Genomic DNA, 23643 nt, shown 5'->3' with positions numbered 1-23643 from the left:
TCTCCATAAAAGTGTTTGACTTGCTCTCGTTTTAAAACTGACGGAATTAATTCTTAATTCCTTACCTTTGCTTTTGTTCAGTTTTCAAAGAACTTCATCGCGTTACTTTCTTAAAGCAGCGACAAAAACTATCTTACCACATATCTTCTATGTGATGCAACTACTTTTTTAAAAAAGTTTTGTTTGTTTTTGTCGATAAATATGTAAGAAAAGCAACAACGTTTATTACTATATCAGCGTTCTGATGCACCGTCAACGGTTTTTTTAAGTTTTTATTAAAAAACCTCTTTTCACATCGGAAAAGAGGTTTTGAGTCCTATAATGAATACTTTTCTAAAAGGTCGTTTTTCGTCTTCCATACTTTTTCAGAAAGGTCTACAAAGTATTCTTGAGGATTGAGCCTTCTTAAATGCTGCGGCCAGAACAACTGAAGCTGCTCTTGGTGATAGCTGCGGATTTCCTCCAGATTAGGCAGCTCATAAACAAGCTTTCCTTCTATATATATAGGCTGAAGCAGCTCTTCTGCAGTAAATGAAGATACAACCTTATTTTTATAGGTGTGGACGGGATCGAAAAGCTTGATGTCTTGTTCAGGGATTACTTCATCCTCCATAGCAATATAATCGGCTTCCGCTTTTCCTTTACTATTGATAATTCTATACACCTTTTTGTATCCAGGTGTAGTTATCTTTTCTACATTAGAAGAGATTTTAATCGTAGGGACGTACTCACCATCTTCATATTTCGCTACCACTTTATATACGCCGCCCAGTGCTGGCTGGTCTGATGCCGTAATCAGCTGAGTTCCGACACCCCAAGATGTAATTTTTGCACCCTGCGATTTCAGATCTGTAATAACATCATCATCTAAATCGTTACTTGCCACTATCACTGTATCGTTGAGTCCAGCTTCATCCAGCATTTTACGGGCTTGGATAGAGAAGTAAGCTAAATCACCGCTGTCTAACCTGATGCCTTTTAGCGACTTTCCTTCTTCCTTCATCTTCAACCCAATTTTTATGGCATTAGGGACTCCACTTTTTAATGTATTGTATGTATCAACTAGAAGAATGCTTTGATCAGGCAGTGCTTTTGCGAAACGTTCAAAAGCCTCTTCTTCAGAATCATGATCTTGAACCCATGCATGTGCGTGCGTTCCTTTTGTAGGAATCCCAAAGAGCTTTCCTGCACGCATGTTTGAGGTTGCATCAAACCCTGCAATGTACGCGGCACGCGCGCCCCAAATCGCTGCATCAGCTTCTTGAGCACGCCGTGTTCCGAATTCCATTAGCTGATCATCTTTTGCAACATGACGGATACGTGCCGCCTTTGTTGCAATCAGTGTCTGATAGTTCATAAAATTGAGGAGAGCAGTCTCCAGCAAATGAGCCTCAAACACACGGCATTTAATTCGAATAAGTGGTTCGTTTGGAAAAACAACCGTCCCTTCTTTTACGGAAAAGAGCTCCCCGGTAAATCGAAATTTCTTTAGCTCGCTTAAGAAGTCTTCATCATATTGCTCTTCCTGTGTTCTTAAATAATCAATATCATCGTCATTAAAACGTAAGTGGTTTACGTAATGGATAATTCGCTCAAGACCAGCAAATACCGCAAACCCGCTTTTAAAAGGATTTTTTCGAAAAAAAGCTTCAAAAACTCTAATATTATTATAAGTTCCGTTTTTCCAATGGGCGTACATCATATTAATCTGGTACTTATCTGTATGCAGTGCTAAATCTTCATAGCTCATCTCGGAATCCCGCCTTTCTCTTGTACATTTTTCTCTTATTGTACAATTGTTAAACATTTTAAAAGGCCCGGCTACTTAAAGAGCCGGGCAAAGTGATTATTCCACTATTAATAATTTCTTTTCTACCATTTTTGAGTTACTTTCTTCTACTGCAGATTCACCTTGGAGTTCAAAAAAAACCATCCTTCACTGCTGCGTTCTAGCTTCATTTGCTGCTTTTTGAACTTAAAATTCTATTTCTTTCTTCGTATGTGTCTTCTGAAACTCTGCTGGTTTTGGATCGAAGTATTCCATAGTGAATTTAGGTACGAACTTGTTGTTCTGAAGATATCCAGAACCCCACGTCGGATCCATTGTCAGCCATCGTCCATCCACTTTTGTCTCCACCCATGCATGGTTTTGACCTGCGTATCCTGTCACCATCTGAGTTTCCAATCCACTTGCACGCAACAAAGCGATAGCCAAATAAGCGAAGTCCTGACATACACCTTTTTTCTCATCCAGCGTTTTCAATGCGCTATCATCAAATTCAAATGTGCGATTGTTCAGTTTATCCACGTCATAGCTCACGTTTTTGGCAACATATTCGTAAACAGCTAACGCTTTTTCTTTTTCCGTTTTCTTATTCTTTGTTAGCTGATCAGCCAACTTTTTAATCGCTGGAGCGTCTGACTGAATTCCTCTTGAAGGCAGGGTAAACCGCTGGTCTTGTGCATTTGTGTTCTCTACTGTAAAACCTGCTACTCCTACAAAGTGCTGTACATATCCATTCGTTAATGTGAAATCTGGGGCCATTAAAGAAACTTCATATTTACCTGGACCAAATCTCAGGAAGAACTCCCCTTCAAATTCATTGTTTTTTACCGGAATGGCGTACATAGCCTTCTGATCATCTTTTTCGGTTTGCACAAAAACAACATCTGTTTTATTCGCATCTTTTCCTCTAGGGTCGATACTTCCTTTAATTTTATAAGTTAGATCTGTCTTTTCACCGCCAACTTCAGGAGTCTCGAGATCGAAGCCCTTTTCTTTGTAAGCCGAAGAATAATTAATAGGTTCATAGGATTCACTTGAAAGATTTTTCACATACAGATTTGCAGCTTCAGAATAATAGTCCAACATCCCCTCTTTCGGTGTCATGATTTGGACTTCATGAACGCCTTTTCCATAATAAAGAGGGATTTTTTTGCTGAACTTTCCCTTCTCCACAGGAATCATGATTTTAGTAGATTCGCTCTCTTTTTTGAGTTCAACCATGAGCTGATCTACACTGGTATCTTCCACTTCTCCCGCTAGTTCAAAAGATCCATTTATTTCCATATACCCATTTATGGAATTTTTTAACACTAGTCCGTGCTTAAGAGCGTTTTTTGTTAGTGCTACGTCACGTTTCACTTCTGGATTCACGTTTTCAACATCAAACTCTGCGATATCGTAAAAATAATCTTCCGCTTTGTCACTAGGCACACTGACTTTTACAGAATAGTTTCCCTTTCCATTAAAGAGCTGTACTCTCTGCTCAAACTTTCCGTCTTTAATAGGTGCATAATAGCTGAAATCACGGCCATTAGGACCTTCCTCTTCACTTCTCACCTTAATCCATACGTAATCAGACTTAAATCTGCTAAACTTTTTTGCTTTCCCTTTGACTAAAACGCTAGAGTTCGTCGTAAAGTCTTTATATTTCGGGCTTGATAAAGAAGCTTCAACCTCTTCTGCATAAGGAAGCAGCTCAAGCTTCTCTAACTTTTCATCTTGATTTGCTTCTTCAGCAAGTGCCGTATATTTGTCCTTTTTTTCTTCTTTCTCTGGTTGATTAGTAGCATCTTGATCGGCACTGCATGAAGTCAGGGCGACGACAAAAAGCGGAAGAATCATACTCAAAAGTTTAGTTTTCATTCTCTTAATCTCCTCTGAACGTATTCAAAAAGAAAGAGATGGGGTTGCCATCTCTTTGTTGTCAGCTCTAATCAAGACTGCCTTGTTCCTGATTTCTTTTGTTTTCAATCGTTTCCTGTAAAGCATCACGATTGTCTTCTATTTCATTTTGGAGTGATTTGAACGTATCATCGTCATATTCAACAAGGGTGTTATATCGGTTATTGATTAATTTTTCAACTTCAAAACCATTTTCGACTTTCTTTAATTCACTTAACAGTCTTACTCCCTTTTCAAGTCGACTCTTTTCTTCAACGATTTTATTTAGGATCTCACTATGTCTATTTTGTACTTCCATAAACTTGTCACTTGCAATGTTTTGAGCTTCTATAAAGTTTTCACTACCCCATGTTTGCCATTCCAGCCACAGTTTATTTTTCTCTCCAAGCAGATACTTTTCAAAATCAGCTGCAGAGTTAACAGATTGGTATTCTCCGCCACCAGCTTGAGCAATTTTTTCCAAAGACTGCTGCCCTTTATCATTGACATCAAAGCCAATTACGTTAACTTTAGCATGTTGTGCAGATTCGGCGATTGATTTTGCTGCAGCAGCTGGATCGCCGTCACAAGTCTCTACTCCATCACTCACGACATAAATTAAATTCTCAGCTTTATCATTGTTTTGTCCCTCTAAGTCTTTTTGTGCAGCTTGAATCGCACCAGCAATCGGCGTCCATCCTGTAGGTTTAAATTGATCTAAGCTATTTTGAAAATCGCCTTCGTTATATGTATTAAGTTCATATACAACTTCAGTGCTTTCACAAGAAACTTTTTTGTCACTGTCAGCATTGCTTCCTTTTTGACCATAAACACGCAACATTACATTAGACCCTTGTGGTAACTTACTTGCATAATTACGAACGGCTTCCTTAGCAATTTCCATTTTGGTTTTCCCACCAATTTTAGCAGCCATACTCCCGCTAGAATCTAGTAAAATAGCAACATTTAAAGTTTTCCCATTACCTGGTTTATCACTTTTAGGCATTTCTATTGTTGTATTAAGGTTTTTGTAATACTCATAGTCTTCCTTGTAATCCTCTGCCAAGTAATGAATAACAGCATTATAAGCTTCTTCGGTACTTAACTTATTTGGAATCTTTTTAAAAGATTCTTTCATTGCCTCTTCTGAGTAATTGGCATTGGCTAGCTTACCAGGACCTTCAAGCATCATATCTTCTGGTTCTGTTGCCGCTTTAGGAAATTCAGCTTTTTCTTCTTTTTTCTCTTCCTTTTTTGGAGGATCTTCATTCTTCGAAGCAGTTGAATCGGAACAAGCTGTTATTAGAAATAAAGATGACAAAATTATAATCCCTAGTGTAAAGAACCTTTTCATATATGCCTCCTTTTAGTGCAGTTTAGAGATTTATGGCTTTTCGGTTGTTACATACGTTCCGGCAACAAAATCATGTATGGCTCTCTTATCTTTTCTAAAAATAATCATAAAAACGGTTACTAAATACAATGTTAAAAAACTAATCGTATACAAAATTTGAGTAACAGGCATCCGAAGAATAGTATTTTTAAACCCAAGCTTCGCGCCATCAACACGAACAATTCTTACGCCCATAACACGCTTGCCAACCGTGTATCCATTCCAATAATAAGGAACAAGAATATAGTAAGCCATCACATATAACCATATTGCGATTCTAGATAACGTTTCATCGTCAAAAATCGGGCCTATAAAAAATCCAATGACGGCTCCTACTCCTGCGTCTATAATGACCGCACCAAATCGTCTCCAAAACCTTGCAGGTTGATGTATTTCCATGGTGTCACTTCCTTGTTATTTTCAACCAAATTTAGTTATTGATAAAATAAACTACTACAGTAACAATTGGCACTGCAATTGCAGTGTATAGAATGGTTTTACCGTTGATTTTACCCCCTAAGCTCTCTTTTACCTTACCGAAAATCAAAAGAATCATACAAACTATCATTAAGCCTAATAGGAAATAAGTAAAAGGATTTCTTGCAAAAATATATTCACCATTAGGTAATTTTGTAGATTGAGTAAAAAAGAGCAAAACAATTATAACCATTGCTGTACCCGGACCCCAAAAGTACCAATCTATTCCTTTCTTTTTCATTAAACACCCTCCTAGCTTTATGGTCTTTTGTAAAGATTAATTAGAGATTGGTGAAATTCAGAAAATTTTTCCAATCCCTTATTGTATAAATTTTTTAAATTATTATCTGGGTGGGATTTGGAATCGTTCCAGTAATATACATCTGCTGTTACTGAGTTAATAAAATTACCCATCGGCTGTGTGATTGGCTCAGCAAAATCATTTAGTGCATTTGCAATCGCAGTAGAACCAGGCAACGCGATTAGGCCTCCTATACCTCCGACTATTAGATCTTCTGGTGTAAAACTTCCATCAAAGTATTCCCCAAGTCCATAAGCGCCTGCACCTAGAGTAGTACTAAGCCCACCCCAACCAGCAAGCCGCATCCAGCTTTTTGATGTTAATGCTATTTTCAACTTTCCTGCAATAGGTCCTCCTATACCTGCCAACAATCCATTAATCGCCATATTACGTAAAGTATCACCAAGGTTTAATGGTTCGTTAAAGACAAAGAAGTTAATAACGTCAAGCCCGAGGGAAACTAGAGCACCTATACCGACTGCTTTTAAGAAAACACCCCATCCACCATAAAACCTACCTATAGCCGTAATAGCTGCTCGACCTCTGGCACCTGCCCAACGACCGAATCGCATCGCATTTCTTCCAACAAAACTTCCAAATCTTCTTGCGCCTTGACCAATCCACCCAGCGAACGATCGAAGATATCTGGCTCCAGCTCGCATACCTTGGCCTAGCCAACCGCCAAAAGTCCTCATTCCACTTAATGCTGCGGTTAAACCTCTAGCTAATCCTGCACGAAGCATTCCAGCCATAGCCCCAACTGCACCTATGCTGTATAACCAGCCTCCTAATGCACCTAGAGCTGCTCCACCGAAAGCCCAAGCTAGAACTCCCCATCCAAATGCATCCGTACCACCATATTTCCAGAAATAAAAAGCACCTGCAACAATGGCTCCGATAATAGCTCCTATTAACAATGCCACGCCTACAAATGGCAGCAGTACAAACGCTGCAACGGCAACGGCAACAACTGCTAATACGGCAAGTATTGTATAAATGAGGTCTTTTGTCCAATCATCGAGAGAATTCCACCAATCTCCAACACTTTTAATTCCATTTGCTGCCCAGTCGATAGCATCCCCTAGCGCTTCAATAACAGGCTTAAAGAACTTTTCTACTTTTTTTAAGGTATCCTTTAATCCATCCCCGAAATCAAAGGGCAAGAAATCCCAGAAACTTCCAGTATCTTTCGCTTGCATTTCGGTAGGCTTTATTTGACTTTTATCATAATCAAGACCCCCAGCAGAAGCAGGGGAAACACTTACAAATGAGAATAATAAACATAGAATAATAACAAATAAAGATAGTTTACGGCTCATTTTGTCTCCCCCTTAATCACAGCTAATTTCAATCCCTTTTGGTGTAGCAATATTTACTGCGGCTTCTGCTCTTACTTTATTTTCATCACCTGAAAACATATTCTCGTCAACCGTAACAAATTCGGTCTTTTTCTTTACCTTCACAAAAATTTTAAATTCCCCTTCATACGGAAACTCTACTTCTATGTCATCCTCTGCACCATTAAGTTTTGCATAATGACGCGCTGCCTCTTCAATTTGAGGGAAGGCATCCTCTATAGATCCACAACTAATCTTATTGATCTCATCTTGTTTGAATAAATATTTTAAAGCTTCATTTAAATCAAGAGAATCAAGGTCTACAATACTCCCATTAATCCATTTTTCCACTCCAGGCGGCATCTCTTTTCCAAAGAGAGCATCACCTATTCCAGGCAGCGGAGTAGAAATCCCCTCATCTTCTGGAACTTCAGCATCATCGCTTCCTTCTTCTTCAGCTTCTTGTTCGCTTTTAAGCTTCTCTAGGCGATCTTTAATTTGCTTTTTGAGCTCTTTATCATAAATTTTTTTCGCTTCTTCAGCAGCAGCAAGTGCAGCGGAGTCAGCAGAAGTTTGACCCACTCGTTTTGCAGCAAATGTCGTAAAGAAATCAAAAAAGATGAAACTGATGAAAATGGCTGCCATAAGCAAACCCATAACTACTAAAAGGGTACTTCCTCTTTCATTTTTTAAGTAGTTATCATTCATCAGTTTCATCCTCCTCCATTGGCATGGTTGCATCGGCTTTCAAGTCGTAATCAATCTTTCCTAAAAAAGGAACAGATACAGTTGGAACTTTTGCAACTACTGTAACCGTTACATTTTTCCCATAACTAGAATCACCGGTCGAGCTTGAAACACTTTGAAGATCTAATCCGTAAGCCGAGCTTTCTACAGCTGCTTCATAATCCCCCTCGACCGAAGCCACTCGTGCACCATCTCGAGCTGCTGCTTCTGAAACTACAACGGCATAGGCTACTAGAGCAACTTGCCAAATAAATAACAAAGCAAATATGATCATAGGGAACACAGCTAAAAACTCTATTAGCTGCGACCCTCTTTCATTCTTAATGTATTTTTTTATATGTCTCATATTTCACCCCAGAGACTCGGTTTAACCGCCAATCCCGTTAATCAATTTGATTAATTGGTTTTTCACTGCTGTACCTACAGACGTGTCACCTTTAAAAGCAGTAGCAATTGCTGCCATAATCGCTAGTACTAACATACCTAGTGCGATCCACTCTAATGCTTGTGCTCCTCTCTCATTTTGAACTCTTCCTGTAACATTGTCCCAAGCACTAACTGTTTTCACATATAATTTTGTAAACATTTAAATCTCTCCCTATTTTTATTTTTTATTATTTAAAAGAAGCTATCTAATCCGAATGCCCCTGGATTATAAATAATGTTTAAAAGCAGAAGCCCAATGATTAAGAAAAATACAGCAGGGGCAACGAAGAATGTTGTTACAAGTGTAATTTGAGGGCTTGCTTTTGCTGCTTTTTCTTTCGCCTTAAAACCCCTCATAGCTCTCAAGTCATCCGCTTGAATACGGAATGTTTGAGATACAGGAACTCCTAGCACTGATCCTTGAATAAGCGAATTAACAAGCATTTCAAGCTCTTTTGAAGAATTGCGAGATATTAAATTTTGATAAGCTAGTTTTCTAGTTACACCTAAATCTATCTCATAGTTAAAACGTTCAATCTCTTCACTTAATGGTCCATCCATTTGATTGGTAACCTGTTTTAATGCTCCGTCCAGACTGACACCTGCTTGAAGCGTAACGCTAACAGTATCGAGAAAATCCGGCATAGAAACGCTGATTAACTCTTGTCTTTCTTTAGCTTTCATCCGCAACCAAAGCTGCGGCCCTAAAAAGCCAGCTATTGGAAAAATCAGTAACACCAATAATGCGAAGGGCATGCCTAAAATGGAATATATGGAACTAAAGAATAGAGCACCTAGTCCAAGAATAAAACGCATCCCATAAAACTGATCCAGTGTAAGACCCAAAGGATTTCCAGCTCTTGTTAAAAATAGAGCATCCTGATCTTTATTCGCAAAAAATGGATATTTTTTGGCGGTAGGTTCAGCATATATTGCAGCTCTTAAAAGTGGGCTTAACATACTGTCCTTAAAGGTGCGTTTCTTTCGTTTCTTCTTTTCTCTTAAATGCAGGTGTTTGATTAAGTTATCTTTTTTTACAATGTACAAATACAGATAAACAAAGCCGATTAAAATAAATAGTAGAATAAAAAATGTCATTAATACTGCGAATAAACCTAATATTTGACCCATAAATTACACCCTAATCCTAGTAATCTTCTTAATAAGCAAGAAAGCGATAAACTGCATTCCTAGAAAAACAGCTAACAGTATTAACCCAAATGGTGTAAAGAGAGGGTTAAGAAATCCAGGAATAAATAGGTTCATCATCATAGCCATCATAATGGGCATCACAGGCAAGATATAAGAAATGAATTTCGCCTCTGCGGTAACGGTATCTATTTCTTTGCTGACCCGAGCTCGCTCTTCTAAAGTTTGAGCCATTAAACTCAAAACTTCGGATAAGTTACCCCCTACCTTTCTCTGAATGAGTAAAGTAGAAACAAAGATATGAAGGTCATTACTATCAAAACGATCTCTCAGTCTCATCATGACTTCTTCAAAATCATCACCAAGACTAAGCTGCTGGTCTATCTTTTTAAATTCAGGTCCTGCAGGTGCTTTAACTTCCTGAGCAATCATTTCAATGCCTTGAGGAATGGTTAAGCCTGCTTTAACAGAGTTACTCATCATTCGGCATATATTGGGAAGCTGTTTATTAAAGTTTTCACTCCGCTTATTTTGCCGGGATTTTAATAAAAATTTCGAACCCAGCCAAATAATAAAATACGAAATCGACGCATCAAGCGGAAAAACGAGACTTAAAATAAAATGATTAACAAACCAGAGAATAAAGAAAAGCATAATACAGATTCCGGCATACTCAGATGCTTTTAAAGGAATATGAGCCTGGACAAGTTTTTTTGACAGCTCTTCTGCTAGTTCAGAATGATCGTATTTATCACCTATACCTACAATAAAACTGCTTCGCTCTTTCTTTTTTTCTTTTACAAACCACGTTTCCACATGCTTTTTTACCTGTTTATTATTAGAACTTCTTTTAATAAAATAAATGGCCAAGAAAAATGAGAAGATTGCTAAACTTAATGTTGTCCATGCAAGGATCATTGAGCACCCTCCTTGCAGAACATGTTTTCATTAATAGATATCCCAAATGTTTTCATTCGTTTATAAGCTTCTGGAATATACCCTGTAGGTGAAAAATGCCCAATAACTTCGCCTTTAGCATTTACACCCTCTTGTACAAATTTAAATATATCGAGGACCTTAATTTCTCCATCTTCCTCTTTAATTTCTGCGATACTTACAATTTTCCGTTTACCATCAATTTGTCTGTTCGTTTGTACAATTAGATCAAGTGCTCCAACAAAGTAGCTTCTAATAACATCTACAGTTAGCGGTAAACCAGACATGATTACCATAGCCTCTAATCTTCCTAAAGCGTCTTTTGGAGTGTTGGCATGGACTGTTGTTAATGAACCTTCGTGACCTGTATTCATAGCCTGAAGCATGTCTATCGCTTCTGATCCACGCACTTCACCGACAATGATACGATCAGGTCTCATACGAAGAGCATTTCTAACTAGCTGGCGAATAGTTATTTCACCTTTGCCTTCCATATTTTCTGGTCTAGCCTCCATTTTCACTAGGTTTGCATGATGGAAGCGTAACTCAGCCATATCTTCAATTGTAATAATGCGTTCACCTTGTGGAATAGATCCTGATAAAACATTGAGCAGCGTCGTTTTACCGCTACCTGTACCGCCAGAAACGAGTATATTACATTTCGCACGAACAGCTGCTTGGAGAAATTCACCCATATCATGAGAAAATGTTTCAAAACTCCTTAGGTTCTCAAGATTAAAAGGTATCTTATTAAACTTACGGATAGACATGACTGATCCTTCAAGGCTAACTGGCGGAATGACTGCATTAACACGGCTCCCGTCATGAAGACGGGCATCTACCATAGGAGAACTTTCATCAATACGTCTTCCCAAAGGTGCAATGATTCGGTCGATGATGTGCCGGATATGTTTTTCATCTTTAAAACGAATAGGTGTTTTCTCTAAACGTCCTTTTCTCTCAATAAATATTTCATTTGGACCATTTACCATAATCTCTGTTATAGAGTCGTCCTCTAATAAAGCTTCTAACGGCCCGTAACCAACAGATTCATTAATGATTTGTGTAACAATCTGGTCCATCTCGTATTGAGGAATAATTACACGTTCTTCTTGTATCATTTGTGTAACCAAACGTTCAATGGTTTGTTTCCGCTCTTGTGCCGGCAGAATCGTTATGGATTCAAGGTTTGCTTCCTTAATAATTCTTGCTTTATAATGTCGGACAAGCTGTTCAAGCTGGCTGTCGTTCACATCCCAGTCCTGATCAGGAACTAAAGGTGATTTTGCTGTTATTTCTTTAATCCAAGAACCCATTTTGTATCACCTCACTTCTCCATGCTAGTAACAAATTTCTTAATATCTTTTAGAGCTTTAGAAGAATACTTTTCTTTTTTCGAAGTAAAGAACGGTTTGCCAATATTAACATGCGGTTGAAGGTTAAAGAAATCTGCTCTAATTTCACTTACGATCGGTCTTGAAATCATTTCATCGATATCTTTCTTTGATAATTCATTCTTGGTATGAACTCTATTTAAAAGAATAGAGACATTATTCCTTAAACCAAGCTGGAAGCGGGCAAACGAATCTTCTGTGTTTTTATAGCCTCTTAACCCCATGCTATCTGGCGTCAAGACGTAATATATATGGTCAGCTTCTCCTAATGCAGTGTAGGTAATGTGATTAAAATACGACGGTATATCAAGAAGTACATAATCGTAATGTTCTTTGCAAATACGAATTAATTTAACGATAAGTTCAGTCGTTACTTCTTCTGCTTTTGCAAGATCTTGGGGTCCGAGCACGATTACATTTCCAGTTCTCTCATCCTTATAGGCAATATTTTCGATATGTCGAATGTTCATTTCTTTTATTACTGGCTGAAGATCGTAATATGACCTTTTATGGTCAATACCCAAGATTGTATCAAGACCGCCAAATTGAGCATTTAAATCAATAATCGCTACTTTGCTGTCTTCGAATATTTGAAGTCCTTGACCAACAGCAGCGGAAAGTAATGTTTTCCCGCTCCCACCTTTACTACTGTAAAAAGCATATGCTTTTCCAGTGCTCTCTTTTTTGTCCAGAGATTGAAGTAAACTGATCTTCTCTTTTGCCGAATCAAGTACTTTTTGTACACGATGTTCTTCTTCTGGAAGAATAATTACATCTGATGCATCAGCAAGCATCCATTGACGCCCAAGTTCGAATGATTTTTCACTAAGTAACCCAATCACAATTAACTTATTTTGATTTTTGAAGAATTCAAATGATTTAAAGGAATGATGATCGATAAAAAGGATAGAGTATTGATTAATTTCTAGATTTGTTCCACTCCACTCTTCTATAACATCAACCTGTAAGTTGTTTTCTTCAATGATTGGTTTAAGAGTGCTTATGTATGACTCGTTCTTTGTTACAACTAAAACCTTGTATCCATTCATGCCACTTACTTCCCTTCTACGATACTAGTTTGCTTTTGGTTTAGGTTGAGGTGCTGGATTCTGTTTAGGAGCGGGTGGTGCTGGCGCTGCTGGTTTTGCAGCCGGTGCTGCTTCTTCCTTCTTCTCCTCTGTATTTTCCTCTTCTAATTCATTAACTCTCAATATTCTTATCTGCTGTGCAGTATTTTGGTAATGAATCAGCTTTTCTGCATCCTCTATAGAAAGGGAAACTTTAATTACACTCGTCGTTTCTTTCTTATTAACCTCAACATCATCATCTACTTCCACTACATGAATGCCTTTTAATGCTCTTTTAGTGGTAATTGCATTTTTTTCTTCCATAGAAACAACGATGTCCACACGGTCACCTTCTGTTACATTCTCATCAATTAATACATTTTCAGTAGGATTAAGCCAAACGACTCTATGTCCTTTAGCAATATCAATTTTTGAGCGAAGAACGTTCTTGGTTAAGATGTCTCCTTCTTTCATATCAGTTAGGACGACTTGATTCTTTAAATCTCCTTCTGATTGAATAAAGTTAGAAACAGCCGCATTTTTAGGAATTTCAACCCACTTAATCTTGGAGGATGTTATCGCCTCATTAGATTTCATGTCATTTTCTAATGCTGCAACTTTAGTCGTTTCAGTAAGACTTTGCTGAGCTTTTCGGATCTCGTTTAATACTACCCCAGCTGTTACAACTGCTAAAATAAATGCTACAACTAAAAAGATTAGTGCTTTACGTTTTGCATCGACCATTATTTACTTACCTCCAATAATCAAAAAAAACAAAAAATTATACAAAAAACGAAATTTGAAAAAGAATCATGCCAAAATTATCACATATTTTCCAAAAGCGTCAACCCCTCTAATCCCTTTGTATATAAAGGTTTGTAGGACTTGTCCACAACCTTCTTACTACCCCCCTCAATATTCGACTTTAATCGACAATAATACAATATAACTATGCTAGGAATATAATCTTAAAAAAAATACAAAATTAACCATATTTACTGAATGTTAATTACCATTAATAGAATTTTTTTAAACCTGAAATTATGTATTTTTTCTTGAAGATTATAAAAAAGCAGTGAAAATAAGCTGAAATTTTTAGCCGGAAAATAAAAAAACACCAACTCTCACATAAAAAGTTAGTGGTTCAAAAGACCTATTTATTATTTATTTGTTGCTTTAAAACAAAAAAGCAATTAACTCAGTTTTTAAGAAAAATGTCAGCAAAACTCCAAATGCTAAATATGGCCCAAACGGAATAGCTGTTTTTCGAGTGAACTTCTTCATCAACAAACCTATAACGCCGACAAATAAACCAACAAAAGATGCAATCATGAGTGTTAAAAACGCCCCCTGGAACCCAAGCACAAGTCCCAGAACACCCATCAGTTTTATATCTCCGCCGCCAATCCCGCCTTTTGATAAAATCGCGAGCAGCAGCAGAAAACAAAATCCGAGCAAACCTCCAGCTACTGCATCCAGCCAGGTTCTATATTCAAACATGACTTGCAATGCCAAAAACCATATGAAAAACACGATCAATACTTTATCTGAAATGATGAAATACAATAAATCCGATACAAAAATAATGGCGCACAGCAAAATGAGTGAGCATGCTAATAGCAGCTCTACTGAGAAACCATATTTTAAAAAGGAGAACGCGTATAATCCACCTGTTAATAATTCCACGACTGTATAGATGACAGGAATGCGCTTCTTACACGTCCCACACTTCCCGCCTGCAGCTAAGAAAGAAAAAATCGGAAAAAGCTCATACCATTTCAGCTGTCTTCCGCAATGGTCACACTGTGAGCGTTCAACGCCCATCACCTTCATTTTCTTTGGCAGACGATAGCCGACTACACCGCCAAACGAAGCCAGTACTGCTCCTAAAATAAAAAACCACACGCTCCACATCATTTCCATTTCCCCATCTTCTCCTTAACGCTCAATCTGCACACTATTATAATGAAGAAACTAATTTTTTGCATCCTTCTTCCTTAAAGTTATCGGCTTATTTTTTCTATTATTTTCCTGAAACATAAAAAAGGAATGTCCGCTTTTCGGACATTCCTGCAAATGATTCTCTCTATTCTACTAAGAATACGAAGTAACTGATAAAGATTACGAATAGCACCCACATGATCGGATGAATTTCTTTTGCGCGGCCTTTTACAGTCATCGTTAATGGATACATAACAAACCCTAGTGCAATCCCTGTTGCGATGCTGTATGTGAGCGGCATTGCGATTAATGTTAAGAATGCTGGTACTGCGATTTCTAAACGATCCCATTTGATCTTGCTAAGAACAGAAACCATCAATACACCTACGATAATCAATGCTGGTGCGGTTACAGACGGCGTTACAACAACTAGTAATGGTGAGAAGAATAATGCTAATAAGAATAGTGCGCCTGTTACTACAGATGTGAAACCAGTACGTCCGCCTGCTGCTACACCTGATGCTGACTCGATGTAAGCAGTTGTTGAAGATGTTCCAAGAACCGCTCCGACTGCAATTGCTGATGAATCGGCAAGCAATGCTTTACCTGCACGAGGCAGTTTGTTGTCTTTCATAATGCCCGCTTGTGAAGAAACTGCCATAAGCGTTCCGGCTGTATCAAAGAAATCAACAATAAAGAATGTTAGGACGACGATCATCATTTCTACAGTGAAAATTTGATCAAAGTGGCTGAATGCCTGACCGAATGTGGGCGCAAGGCTAGGGATAGCCCCTACGATTTTATCAGGCTTATCGATCAAGCCAGCGAAAATACCTACAACTGCTGTAATCACCATTCCGTAGAAGATACCTCCACGGATGTTTCGGATCATCATAAGAATAGTTACAATGAATCCAAAGATTGCTAGCAACGTTGGTCCTTGAGTTAAGTCACCAAGGGACACAAGTGTTGCTTTATTTTCAGCGATTATACCTGCATTTTTTAAACCGATAAAAGCAATAAATAGTCCAATACCAGATGCGGCTGCAAACTTTAAATCTTGAGGAATTGCGTTAATGATTGTTTCGCGAATCTTAAATAATGTAATAAAAATAAAGATAATTCCAGACATCAATACCCCGGCAAGTGCAGTCTGCCAAGGAATACCCATAACTAAAACAACGGAGTATGCAAAGAATGCATTCAGTCCCATACCCGGCGCTAACGCGATCGGATATTTTGCGACGATTCCCATGAACAATGTTCCAAATGCTGCTGCAAGTGCAGTAGCTGTAAATACAGCTCCTTTATCCATGCCAGCGTCACCAAGAACCATCGGGTTAACGAACAGAATATAAGCCATCGCAAGAAACGTCGTTAAACCTGCTGTTGCTTCTTTTTTGTAACTTGTATTGAAATCCTTAAAGCCAAAATACCGTTCCATCTCTCTTTTCCCCCTATACGCGCCTACGCATGAAAAACAAAAGACCCAAGGGACTTAGCCCTTGGGTCTGAATACGAAAAGGTTAAAGAAACCGTACATATGCCAAAAAATAAACACATGCAATATTTCAATAATCCTCCGTAGTCAGACCATTTACGGCAGTCTGGTAGAAACTTTCGGGCCATATCCCCGATATTATACGTAGGAATTTCATTTGATTTTATTTACATCTTGAGTATAGGTCGAACTTTGTCGTTCGTCAAGCACTTTTCCGAATAATTATATGTTATTTTGCTATAATCGTTCGGTTTTTACTTTTTTCACCCTATTCCCACTCGATCGTTGCCGGCGGCTTAGAAGTAATATCATAAACTACACGGTTGATGTGATCCACTTCGTTTACGATACGTGTAGAGATTTTCTCTAATACATCAAACGGGATACGAGCCCAGTCAGATGTCATTCCATCGATTGATGTTACTGCACGGATACCGATCGTGTAATCGTAAGTACGAGCATCTCCCATTACCCCAACACTTCGAATATCAGGCAACACCGTGAAATACTGCCACACATCACGATCTAATCCAGCATTCAAGATTTCTTCACGAAGGATCGCGTCTGATTCACGAACGATTTCGAGCTTCTCTTCTGTAATCGCTCCAAGAACGCGAATTCCGAGACCTGGGCCAGGGAACGGCTGACGCCATACGATATGTTCAGGAATACCAAGCTCTGTACCTACTTTACGCACTTCGTCTTTGAAAAGTGTGTTAAGAGGTTCGATAAGCTTGAACTGCATATCTTCAGGAAGTCCGCCAACGTTATGGTGAGACTTGATCGTTTGAGCTGTTGCAGTGCCGCTCTCTACGATATCCGTGTAAAGCGTACCTTGAGCAAGGAACTCGATGCCTTGAAGGTTGGATGCTTCTTCATCAAATACGTAGATGAATTCGTTACCGATGATCTTACGCTTTTTCTCAGGATCAGAAACACCTTCAAGCTTGCTTAAGAAACGTTCCTTCGCATCAATTTTGATGATGTTGATGTTAAAGCCTTCGCTGAATGTTTTCATAACTTGATCTGCTTCATCTTTACGAAGCAGTCCGTGATCTACGAAGATACATGTCAGCTGATCACCGATTGCCTTATGAACAAGCACGGCTACTACAGAAGAATCTACTCCACCTGACATAGCGCAGATTACTTTTTTCTCTCCTACTACTTCACGGATCTTCTGTACTTCGTCTTCGATCCAGTTTTCCATCGTCCAGTTGCCTTCACAGCCGCAAACGGACTTCACGAAGTTATCTAAGAACTCAATACCGTATTCTGAGTGACGAACTTCCGGGTGGAATTGAACGCCATATAACTGGCGGGAAACATCGCTCATTGCTGCTACAGGGCAAGACACGCTGGTTGCATCTGTAACAAAACCTTCAGGCGGCGCAACAACAAGGTCACTATGACTCATCCATACGACTTGCTGCTCGGGAAGGTTTTCATAAAGTTTGTTTGTATTTGTAACTGTAATCTGAGCTTTTCCGTATTCACGGTGGCTTGCACGCTCAACTTTCCCGCCAAAATGATGGCTCATCAGCTGCATACCGTAGCAAATACCAAGCACAGGGATGCCCAAGTCAAAAATGGCTTCATCACAAGCTGGTGACCCTTCTGCATAAACAGAGTTTGGTCCTCCAGAGAAAATGATTCCTTTTGGATTCATCTTTTTTATCTCTTCCGCAGTTGTTGTATGCGGATGAAGCTCGCTGTATACTCCTAAGTCACGGATACGGCGTGCAATCAACTGATTGTACTGTCCGCCGAAATCCAACACTACGATCATTTCGCTCATTACGTGCAAGTCATTCGTTTCGTGCATGTACTCACCCCATCTATTAATATCAGCTATAGTATCCGTCAGCTTGCCTTACTTTACACTATTAAAAGTAAAACAAAAGGAATTCCACCCTTGTTTTCTACATAAAAAACAAAGGCAGAATTCCTTAATTAACTATAAAGAACCCTGCCTTCATAGTCAGGTTGTTAATGGCAACCCGGTAGAGACTCTCGAACCTTATTATCGAGGATATACGAAGGAGAATATGATCTGACGCTATAATCTTAAAGACATAATAACAATGCCTTCTATAGCGGTCAAGGGCGGATTCTTTTAATTAAATTTTCCCACAATTCACGATGGAAATCGCTCCATAGATCTGTCTGCTTTTTCGGACTGAATTGAACACCTTCATACGCTTTCGCTAAAATTCTCATGTCTTTTGTATCAAGTGCTCGATCGACGTAAAGTGCGTATTCTCTAAGTGTAAATGCAGGCTGTCTTCTGATTCCGTATACCTTTAGCAGCCATAAAAGTCTTTCAAACGCTTCTTCAAACGTTTCGGAACCTTGCTTGCGTTTGTATCGCCAGATTGTATATTGACGCAGCCATTTTCTGCGGAACAAAAATGCCAGTCCTGCAGCGATTAATAGTAAAATGATTAATCCTGCTGCTGCATAGCCCGCATTTTTTAAAATGGACGCAAAGCTTGTTTTTTCAGATGAAGCAGATTTTTCATTGTTTAAATCTTTTTCAGGTTTTTCCGGCTGATCAGGAACAGCTGCAGCTGGTGTTGATTCCTTCTTATCTTCTTCTGGCTGAAACGGATTATCGAAGCCGCGTGTAGGCTCAAAAGGCACCCACCCGATTCCTGAGAAGTACACTTCTACCCAAGAGTGAGCGTTTGCGTTCGTAACCGTATATTCACGAAGTCCGCCATCCCCCATACCTTCAAAAGTACCCGGCGTAAAACCTTTCACCCAGCGCGCAGGGATTCCGACAGATCTCAGCATAACGATCATCGAAGTCGAGAAGTTATCACAATATCCTTTTCTTGTTTCAAAAAGAAATTGATCCACATAATCTTCGTCATCTTCAGGTACCGCTACTTCAATCGTGTTATAACCATACGCTTCTTTCGCAAAGTATCCTTCCACCGTCTTTACCTTATCATAGATCGTTGGCTGATTCGCTGTAATTTCTGATGCTAAATCTCTGACTCTTTGCGGCAGCGTTTCCGGCAGCTGGAGGTAGTTATCCTTAACATACTGCGGGTATGAATTCGTTGATTCTTTAAGCTGTGCTTCTTTTAATACAGGAAGCTGATAGTTCATGACATAAGAGGACAGTTTAACTTCTCCTCCGTTTTGGAACGTTGAAATTTTCCCTTTTACCCCATCTAGCTGATAAGTCGTGTCTGGATCGGCATCGATTTTCGTGAGCTTTCCAGGAATCATAAGAAACGAATATTCTTTCCCTTTTTCAGCTTCAATTCTGGCTGTGTTGTCTTTCATCTCAAGTCCTTCTTCCCAGACTTTTGTATAATCTGTCTGAGCGGAAGGCTGATTTGCATCAACCGGGACAGCCGTGGTTGGGATCTTGTTTTCCCATCCTTTACCCGTGTAGAACTCTTTCGTTTCAATTCTCCAATAATGTCTCGCGTTATCATACGTTTTAAAAATGGGTGTATAGTCAAATTCAAACGGACCGCCTAGCTGGCTGTCGTTCTCGCCATACCCGATTTTCGCTATACCGCTGCCTTTGCCTTCTCCAATGTCTTCTTTTCCAGACATATTTTGAATGAAAGGAACCGGGTCTGGCCATATTGGCGAAGCTTTAGGAGCTACATACCCCAGTACAGACGACAGCGCAATTACTCCTGAAAGTGGCGCAACCCAAAGAACAGGAAACTTTCCTTTTAATAACGAAAATCCTTCTGTTTCAATAATTTTCATCATTCTTAAGATACCGATCAGCAGCAACCCGATGAATACAGTTCTTATGATCGCAAGTTTCGCATCATAAACCGTAAACGTATCAAGAATTGAAATGTAGATAACGGTAATTAAAAAGAATAAGAAGATGCGCCTCGTTTGAATCAACCAATAGTGCATCAGATAGCTCACAAGCCATAACAATATGAAGAACAGCAAAGAGCGGCTGAGCGAGGTCATTTCATTCCAGTTCTGATCTGAAAATAAATTTAAATTGTAACTAATGTCCTCTATTAGATATGGAACCCACTTGAATGATAAAAATACATCAAAAAAATAAAGAGAATGCAATGCGTACATCAGGGCTCCCAGCTTTACCGGAAATGAGATCCAAAACGGAAGCTGAAAGTACGTCACGATGAACAAGAACATCGTATACATCACAAAAATGTTAATATCATCTGTGGTGGTGATATCTTTTAAAGGTCTCAGCCATTCCCATAATAGAAGGAATCCTAAACCGTAAAGGACAAGTGTATGCAGGGTTGAAGGCTGTTGTTTAGATTGTTGCATACATTCCACCTGCCTTCAGTGATTCATTAAAGTCAGAGCCGATCATCGGTGTCACCGGAACCCCGCATTGCCTGATCCGGTTCATATACGTCAGTTCCTGGCTAGTCAGCTTAGGCTCCAAGGCCAGGAAAAAGAAAATAACATTCGTTTGTTGTCTGGAAGCTATAAGTTCCAGTGTTTTCATCGTGTATTCAGTTAGGTTAGGGGAGATAATCAGTGCTGTCTTCCCTTCCATATGACCAATCATGTATTCCTGCTTCAAGCGTTCTTCGAAAGGTTCTTTTATCTCTGCCTTCACTTTAGCCAGTTCATGAAAGATGCGCCATTCCTGCTCAACCCCTATGTTCATCGGGATCTCTTTTCCTTTAAAAGGATGATAGCCGATGGAACCGCCTTTTGAGATTGAAAAATGAACGAGGGATGCTGCAAGCGATACTCCCCGTTCGAAAAGCCAGTCGTTTGCTCCATAGCTTTTTTCACAATGATCCAGAACAATTACAAAATCATCGTTCCTCTGCTGCTCGAACACTTTTGTAAGCAGCTTATTGGACCTTGCACTCGCCTTCCAATGAAGCCAGTTCATTCTGTCACCAGCTACATAGTCACGCACACTTACTGTAGATGTGTAATCTGTAAATGAGCGTTTCCCCACTTTTTTCATACCGGTTTGAAGCATTTTCCCATTTTCCCAGCGTTCAATATCTTGATACTGCGGATAAACAAAAATTTGATCCTTTACTGATACACTCGTACTTTTTAATACAAAACCGAAGATGTCGCCCGTCTTCACCATGATTTGATCAAATTTAAACAACCCGCGCGGTGCAGGGTTAATCGTGTAAGAATATTCGAGGCGTTTGCGGAACAAAGGAAACATCAGGATACGGGATTGAATCTGATGAGTGTTCCCTTCATAGCGGGTTTCACGAAGCAGTGCTTCCGGCAGCACGTCCTCTAATACGACATAAAAAAGAGGGAAGTTGCTGCGGCGCATAACCTGGATCGTAATTACCACTTCTTCTCCAGCCATCAGTTTTTCTTTTGAAATAATACGCTCAATTTTCAGCCGCTGAATGGGATAGAACGCCATTGCAACGGAATATAAAACAAGCGGGAGAACGCTGTAGAATAAAAACCAGCTTACGAATCCGCCTTGAAACATGGCAAAAGAAAACGTTACGAGCAGTAAAAATAAAATCCCTGAAAACCCTATCGGTGTTTTATAACGCTCCCAAAATTTTTGGAGTAATGCCTTCATCTCGCATGCTGTTCCTTATGAATAGGTGCAGGAACACGGGCTAAAAGATCCTTGATTACCTCTTGTGCGGTTACACCTTCAAAACGGGCTTCAGGTTTTAATAGCACGCGATGCACAAGTACAAACGGCGCCAGATATTTCACATCATCAGGGATTACAAAATCACGGTTCATTAACAGTGCATAAGCTTGTACAGCTTTTAAAAGAGAAAGTGATCCACGAGGACTTACTCCTAATGCAATGGACTTGTGGTTACGCGTACGGTTGACAAGATCAACAATATAGCGCTTCACAGAGTCAGATACATAAATATTTCTCACAGCCGTTTTCAGTTCAGCAATCTCTTCAGCTGAGATCGCTGGCTTCAACAAATGAATCGGGTGTTCGTTTCCGATAACGTTAAGAACATTGAATTCTTCTTCTGGCGTTGGATAGCCCATTGTGAGTTTCATTAAGAAACGATCCAGCTGTGCTTCTGGAAGTGGATAAGTTCCTTCGTACTCAATCGGGTTTTGTGTTGCCATTACTAAAAAGGGATCAGGCAGGATGTGAGTTTGCCCATCAACCGTCATGCTCATCTCTTCCATTGATTCAAGTAAAGCTGACTGGGTTTTGGGAGATGTCCGGTTGATCTCATCGGCTAAAATAACGTTTCCGACTAATGGACCTGGTCTGAATTCGAAACTCATGTCTTTCTGATTATATATGGAAACCCCCGTCATATCGGACGGCAATAAATCAGGTGTAAACTGAATACGGTTAAATGTTAAACCAAGGGATTTTGCGATTGATCGAACCATCATCGTTTTCCCTACTCCAGGCACATCCTCAAGCAATACGTGTCCCCCTGCCAACAATGATACAAGCGTTAATTCTGTAACTTGTTTTTTCCCCACCATTACTTTTTCAACATTTTTTATGACATCTCTTAGCTGTGGATGATATTCAAATGAATTTTCGTTTCTAGCGCTCATGTAAGACTCCCCTCTAACATTTCTGTCTCTCTATTAGATTAATTTATTCCTTCCTATTAATTTCGCATTGGAGAATGTATATTCCTTGTTTTATTTACAAAAAAAGAGAAATTTCGAGAATGGTAGTTAAATACAAAAAAGGTGCACCGCAAATGCGTGCACCTCAAACCTTTTTATTCTTCATATGAGTTTTTAAACTTCTTTCCATCTAAGTCATGATGCAAGGTTGGTGCTGGAATTTCCGGATTAGGAATATTCCCTAGCGGTGCTGGATCTGCTTCATAAACGAAATCTCCTTTTCCGTCTTGCGCACTTCCGGTTGCCCACAATCCTTCTGCCGACTCCTGACCTTCAGAGAGATTCCAAAACTTATAGGCTTCAGGCTGGGATTCTAATTCTGCTTCTGGCGGGAATGATGCTGGGACCACTACGCCGTTCTTCTGCTCAAGCTCTTATTACATGTGACTACCGTAACACCTGTAGCAAAATGACCCATACAATTTCTAAATCCTCTTCCATCCATAAAAAAATGCTCCTTTCTACTTTTTTGTTAGCGTTTTCATAAAGTTATTTTAATGGTAGCTATAATAAGGTCATTATGTAACCGTAAAAAAGTATAGTTCCTTGCTGTGTTTCCCTACTTTTTGTTTAGTCGTATTTTCTTTGTGGTTTTCTATTTATTTGAATAACGATGCAAAATCAGGAAGGGAGTTCTCTTCTTATAAACTGCACATAGAAAAAAAGGCCGCACACCAGTTCATCGAACGAATGAAAGACCCCCTCTT

The 23643-nt window shown here is 39.3% G+C and carries 20 protein-coding genes, 1 pseudogene and 2 riboswitches; all 21 genes and pseudogenes read right to left on the bottom strand.

The annotated features are described in order from the left end of the window. Positions 1-316: 316 nt before the first annotated feature. Complete coding sequence (locus tag ACFW35_RS18560; RefSeq protein ID WP_379848047.1) at positions 317-1750, bottom strand: nicotinate phosphoribosyltransferase; 1434 nt, start codon at positions 1748-1750, stop codon at positions 317-319. Between the two features lie 225 nt (positions 1751-1975). Further along, a complete protein-coding gene (locus ACFW35_RS18555; protein ID WP_379848045.1) occupies positions 1976-3649 on the bottom strand; it encodes a transglutaminase domain-containing protein in 1674 nt (557 codons plus the stop codon). 67 nt (positions 3650-3716) lie between these two features. Then, positions 3717-5021 (bottom strand): VWA domain-containing protein, encoded by a 1305-nt coding sequence (locus ACFW35_RS18550; protein ID WP_379848043.1) that lies wholly within the window; start codon positions 5019-5021, stop codon positions 3717-3719. Positions 5022-5051: 30 nt separating this feature from the next. Then, positions 5052-5459: an RDD family protein gene (locus tag ACFW35_RS18545; RefSeq protein WP_379848041.1), complete on the bottom strand. Its 408-nt coding sequence runs from the start codon at positions 5457-5459 to the stop codon at positions 5052-5054. A 31-nt stretch (positions 5460-5490) separates the two neighbouring features. Continuing rightward, positions 5491-5778: a hypothetical protein gene (locus tag ACFW35_RS18540; RefSeq protein WP_379848039.1), complete on the bottom strand. Its 288-nt coding sequence runs from the start codon at positions 5776-5778 to the stop codon at positions 5491-5493. Between the two features lie 17 nt (positions 5779-5795). Further along, on the bottom strand, positions 5796-7157 hold the full coding sequence (locus ACFW35_RS18535; protein ID WP_379848037.1) for a hypothetical protein: 1362 nt from the start codon (positions 7155-7157) through the stop codon (positions 5796-5798). A gap of 12 nt (positions 7158-7169) precedes the next feature. After that, positions 7170-7883 (bottom strand): pilus assembly protein TadG-related protein, encoded by a 714-nt coding sequence (locus tag ACFW35_RS18530; protein WP_379848035.1) that lies wholly within the window; start codon positions 7881-7883, stop codon positions 7170-7172. Next, a complete protein-coding gene (locus tag ACFW35_RS18525) occupies positions 7876-8268 on the bottom strand; it encodes a TadE/TadG family type IV pilus assembly protein (protein ID WP_379848033.1) in 393 nt (130 codons plus the stop codon). The genes ACFW35_RS18530 and ACFW35_RS18525 overlap by 8 nt, the downstream gene beginning before the upstream one ends. A 21-nt stretch (positions 8269-8289) precedes the next feature. Further along, a complete protein-coding gene (locus ACFW35_RS18520) occupies positions 8290-8508 on the bottom strand; it encodes a hypothetical protein (protein ID WP_379848031.1) in 219 nt (72 codons plus the stop codon). A 32-nt stretch (positions 8509-8540) separates the two neighbouring features. Continuing rightward, positions 8541-9479, bottom strand: coding sequence for a type II secretion system F family protein (locus ACFW35_RS18515; RefSeq protein WP_379848029.1), 939 nt, complete (start codon positions 9477-9479; stop codon positions 8541-8543). 3 nt (positions 9480-9482) lie between these two features. Then, complete coding sequence (locus tag ACFW35_RS18510) at positions 9483-10415, bottom strand: type II secretion system F family protein (protein WP_379848027.1); 933 nt, start codon at positions 10413-10415, stop codon at positions 9483-9485. Then, positions 10412-11749, bottom strand: coding sequence for a CpaF family protein (locus tag ACFW35_RS18505; RefSeq protein WP_379848025.1), 1338 nt, complete (start codon positions 11747-11749; stop codon positions 10412-10414). The genes ACFW35_RS18510 and ACFW35_RS18505 overlap by 4 nt, the downstream gene beginning before the upstream one ends. 11 nt (positions 11750-11760) lie before the next feature. Beyond that, positions 11761-12876 carry an AAA family ATPase gene (locus ACFW35_RS18500; RefSeq protein WP_379848023.1) on the bottom strand — a complete coding sequence of 372 codons (1116 nt, stop codon included), beginning with the start codon at positions 12874-12876 and terminating at the stop codon, positions 11761-11763. 24 nt (positions 12877-12900) lie between these two features. Beyond that, entirely contained in the window at positions 12901-13638 is a 738-nt protein-coding gene (locus tag ACFW35_RS18495; RefSeq protein WP_379848021.1) for a flagella basal body P-ring formation protein FlgA, read from the bottom strand. Positions 13639-14070: 432 nt separating this feature from the next. Further along, complete coding sequence (locus tag ACFW35_RS18490) at positions 14071-14817, bottom strand: prepilin peptidase (protein WP_379848019.1); 747 nt, start codon at positions 14815-14817, stop codon at positions 14071-14073. A gap of 163 nt (positions 14818-14980) precedes the next feature. Next, on the bottom strand, positions 14981-16279 hold the full coding sequence (locus ACFW35_RS18485; protein WP_379848017.1) for an NCS2 family permease: 1299 nt from the start codon (positions 16277-16279) through the stop codon (positions 14981-14983). A 121-nt stretch (positions 16280-16400) separates the two neighbouring features. After that, positions 16401-16502: riboswitch (purine riboswitch) on the bottom strand. 102 nt (positions 16503-16604) lie between these two features. Beyond that, the gene (gene guaA / locus ACFW35_RS18480) at positions 16605-18134 is read right to left on the bottom strand and encodes a glutamine-hydrolyzing GMP synthase (RefSeq protein ID WP_379848053.1); all 1530 of its coding nucleotides are present in this window, start codon (positions 18132-18134) and stop codon (positions 16605-16607) included. Positions 18135-18294: 160 nt separating this feature from the next. Then, a riboswitch (purine riboswitch) is annotated at positions 18295-18396 on the bottom strand. A 40-nt stretch (positions 18397-18436) separates the two neighbouring features. Further along, positions 18437-20626: a DUF4129 domain-containing transglutaminase family protein gene (locus ACFW35_RS18475; RefSeq protein WP_379848015.1), complete on the bottom strand. Its 2190-nt coding sequence runs from the start codon at positions 20624-20626 to the stop codon at positions 18437-18439. Then, entirely contained in the window at positions 20613-21884 is a 1272-nt protein-coding gene (locus ACFW35_RS18470; RefSeq protein WP_379848013.1) for a DUF58 domain-containing protein, read from the bottom strand. The genes ACFW35_RS18475 and ACFW35_RS18470 overlap by 14 nt, the downstream gene beginning before the upstream one ends. Continuing rightward, entirely contained in the window at positions 21881-22858 is a 978-nt protein-coding gene (locus tag ACFW35_RS18465; protein ID WP_077365762.1) for an AAA family ATPase, read from the bottom strand. The genes ACFW35_RS18470 and ACFW35_RS18465 overlap by 4 nt, the downstream gene beginning before the upstream one ends. Before the next feature lie 173 nt (positions 22859-23031). Continuing rightward, a pseudogene (locus ACFW35_RS18460) lies at positions 23032-23310 on the bottom strand (manganese catalase family protein); the annotation flags it as partial. Positions 23311-23643 lie beyond the last annotated feature (333 nt).

It is taken from the genome of Fictibacillus sp. NPDC058756 (genome assembly GCF_042746035.1).
GTDB lineage: Bacteria > Bacillota > Bacilli > Bacillales > Fictibacillaceae > Fictibacillus.
This window is presented reverse-complemented; position numbering and strand designations above follow the sequence as displayed.

Bases quoted from the DNA above. Each gene is read 5' to 3' on its own strand.
- ACFW35_RS18510 (WP_379848027.1), bottom strand. From the start codon at position 10,415: ATGATCCTTGCATGGACAACATTAAGTTTAGCAATCTTCTCATTTTTC.
- ACFW35_RS18550 (WP_379848043.1), bottom strand. From the start codon at position 5,021: ATGAAAAGGTTCTTTACACTAGGGATTATAATTTTGTCATCTTTATTT.
- ACFW35_RS18465 (WP_077365762.1), bottom strand. From the start codon at position 22,858: ATGAGCGCTAGAAACGAAAATTCATTTGAATATCATCCACAGCTAAGA.
- ACFW35_RS18520 (WP_379848031.1), bottom strand. From the start codon at position 8,508: ATGTTTACAAAATTATATGTGAAAACAGTTAGTGCTTGGGACAATGTT.
- ACFW35_RS18540 (WP_379848039.1), bottom strand. From the start codon at position 5,778: ATGAAAAAGAAAGGAATAGATTGGTACTTTTGGGGTCCGGGTACAGCA.
- ACFW35_RS18560 (WP_379848047.1), bottom strand. From the start codon at position 1,750: ATGAGCTATGAAGATTTAGCACTGCATACAGATAAGTACCAGATTAAT.
- ACFW35_RS18555 (WP_379848045.1), bottom strand. From the start codon at position 3,649: ATGAAAACTAAACTTTTGAGTATGATTCTTCCGCTTTTTGTCGTCGCC.
- ACFW35_RS18485 (WP_379848017.1), bottom strand. From the start codon at position 16,279: ATGGAACGGTATTTTGGCTTTAAGGATTTCAATACAAGTTACAAAAAA.
- ACFW35_RS18535 (WP_379848037.1), bottom strand. From the start codon at position 7,157: ATGAGCCGTAAACTATCTTTATTTGTTATTATTCTATGTTTATTATTC.
- ACFW35_RS18500 (WP_379848023.1), bottom strand. From the start codon at position 12,876: ATGAATGGATACAAGGTTTTAGTTGTAACAAAGAACGAGTCATACATA.
- ACFW35_RS18530 (WP_379848035.1), bottom strand. From the start codon at position 7,883: ATGAATGATAACTACTTAAAAAATGAAAGAGGAAGTACCCTTTTAGTA.
- guaA (WP_379848053.1), bottom strand. From the start codon at position 18,134: ATGAGCGAAATGATCGTAGTGTTGGATTTCGGCGGACAGTACAATCAG.
- ACFW35_RS18490 (WP_379848019.1), bottom strand. From the start codon at position 14,817: ATGGAAATGATGTGGAGCGTGTGGTTTTTTATTTTAGGAGCAGTACTG.
- ACFW35_RS18545 (WP_379848041.1), bottom strand. From the start codon at position 5,459: ATGGAAATACATCAACCTGCAAGGTTTTGGAGACGATTTGGTGCGGTC.
- ACFW35_RS18505 (WP_379848025.1), bottom strand. From the start codon at position 11,749: ATGGGTTCTTGGATTAAAGAAATAACAGCAAAATCACCTTTAGTTCCT.
- ACFW35_RS18515 (WP_379848029.1), bottom strand. From the start codon at position 9,479: ATGGGTCAAATATTAGGTTTATTCGCAGTATTAATGACATTTTTTATT.
- ACFW35_RS18470 (WP_379848013.1), bottom strand. From the start codon at position 21,884: ATGAAGGCATTACTCCAAAAATTTTGGGAGCGTTATAAAACACCGATA.
- ACFW35_RS18475 (WP_379848015.1), bottom strand. From the start codon at position 20,626: ATGCAACAATCTAAACAACAGCCTTCAACCCTGCATACACTTGTCCTT.
- ACFW35_RS18525 (WP_379848033.1), bottom strand. From the start codon at position 8,268: ATGAGACATATAAAAAAATACATTAAGAATGAAAGAGGGTCGCAGCTA.
- ACFW35_RS18495 (WP_379848021.1), bottom strand. From the start codon at position 13,638: ATGGTCGATGCAAAACGTAAAGCACTAATCTTTTTAGTTGTAGCATTT.